1 protein-coding gene is annotated in these 1,661 nt (G+C 36.8%); it reads left to right on the top strand.

What is annotated here, in order from left to right; translation table 11 throughout:
- The first annotated feature begins 115 nt into the window (after positions 1-115).
- The gene (locus tag BLV79_RS12360; protein ID WP_074719269.1) at positions 116-1,231 is read left to right on the top strand and encodes an IS110 family RNA-guided transposase; all 1,116 of its coding nucleotides are present in this window, start codon (positions 116-118) and stop codon (positions 1,229-1,231) included.
- Positions 1,232-1,661 lie beyond the last annotated feature (430 nt).

The raw sequence follows: 1,661 nt of genomic DNA, 5'->3' as shown, positions 1-1,661 counted from the left end.
GGAGACAATATGAAGTGACCTCACAATTGTAGATTCGTGGATTTACCTGTAAGATATTAATTGAAAAAAACAATATCAGGTAACAGGGATTACCGCATACAATAGGAGGTCACATATGAATAGTATAGTTTATGTTGGGATGGATGTCCATAAGGAACAGTACACACTTTGTTGTTACAGTTACGAAACAGATAAGGTTGAATATAAGCAGACAATACCATCAGATTATAAACTTGTTCTTAAATACATGGAGCAGGTTCGCTCCAGATATGATGGAGAAGTTACATTTGTTTGTGGATATGAAGCAGGATGTCTTGGATATTCCTTATATCATCAATTAAAAGAGCATGCTGTAGATTGTAAAATATTGGCTCCTAGTACAATGGGCATAACCAACACACATCATGTGAAAACAGATAAAAGAGATGCTGCCAATATAGCAAAATGCCTGGCTTTTCACACTTATAGTGAAGTATATGTTCCAGATAATGATGACAATGATATTAAGGAATATATTAGAATGCGCGATGACCAAAAGTTGTATCTCAAAAAGGTGAAACAACAGATTCTTGCGTTCGTTTTAAGACAGGGAAAACGCTTTGAAGGTGGAAAAACTTATTGGACTATTGCACATTTAAAATGGTTAAGAACATTAGAATTGTCAGCTTTGCAGAGAGAAACTTTAGATGAGTATCTTTTAACCTATGAATACTTGACGGAAAAGATTAATAGGTTTGATGAAAGAATTGAAGAACTTGCGTCAACAGAAAGATATGAAAAGAAAGTAAAACATATGAGTTGTCTGCGTGGCATTAAAACGCATACAGCACTTTCGATGATTGTAGAAGTTGGCGATTTTGAAAGATTTGAAAAGGCACCAAAATTCGCATCATTTCTAGGTCTTGTACCAAGTGAAGACTCTAGTGATACAAGAGTTAATCGATACAGTATAACAAAGGCAGGAAATAGCCATTTACGAAGACTACTGGTTGAAGCCGCACAAAGTTATACAAGAGGAACCATAGGACATAAGTCTGTTGCGTTAAAACAAAGACAGCAAGGGAATCCACCGGAGATTGTGGCATATGCAGATAAAGCGAACGAAAGACTTAGAAGACGTTTCTATAAAATGACATTAAATAAAGGTGTTAATAGAAATGTAGCAACAACTGCGATAGCAAGAGAACTGGCATGTTTTATATGGGGAATGATGACAGAGCATGTAAGTTAGTAGAATATTCATCTGTTTTTGTCAAGGATGCTTCGCATCGCCATTGGCGACAAGCCCTTGACAGAATCATCTGAATATTCTTATGGGGAATCAAGCAGAAGAAACTGACTGTGTCAGATTTTATCTGCTAAAAATAACTAATCAACACTGGATACAGAGGTAGAGCCTTGGAGCATTCTAAGGTCCGAATTATTTGCGATTAACCTCTGTTGACATTATATTATATATATTTTGATTCACGCTAGGAGACGGCAAGATTCACGGCGGACCATTGACCTGTTGGTAACCAATCCACGTATAACAGAGTGGCCAAGGCCGGGGACTGTTAGTCTGAGGTTCTACCTCTGTACCCAGTGTTAAAATTTAAAAGAAAGGAAATGTGGTGATTTTTGCAATTTACACTTGACAAAGGTCACTTCATAACAGGTTA

It is taken from the genome of Lachnobacterium bovis DSM 14045 (assembly GCF_900107245.1).
GTDB classification, from domain to species: domain Bacteria; phylum Bacillota; class Clostridia; order Lachnospirales; family Lachnospiraceae; genus Roseburia; species Roseburia bovis.
The sequence above is the reverse complement of the archived record's forward strand: the minus strand, read 5'-3'. Positions and strand labels throughout refer to the sequence as shown.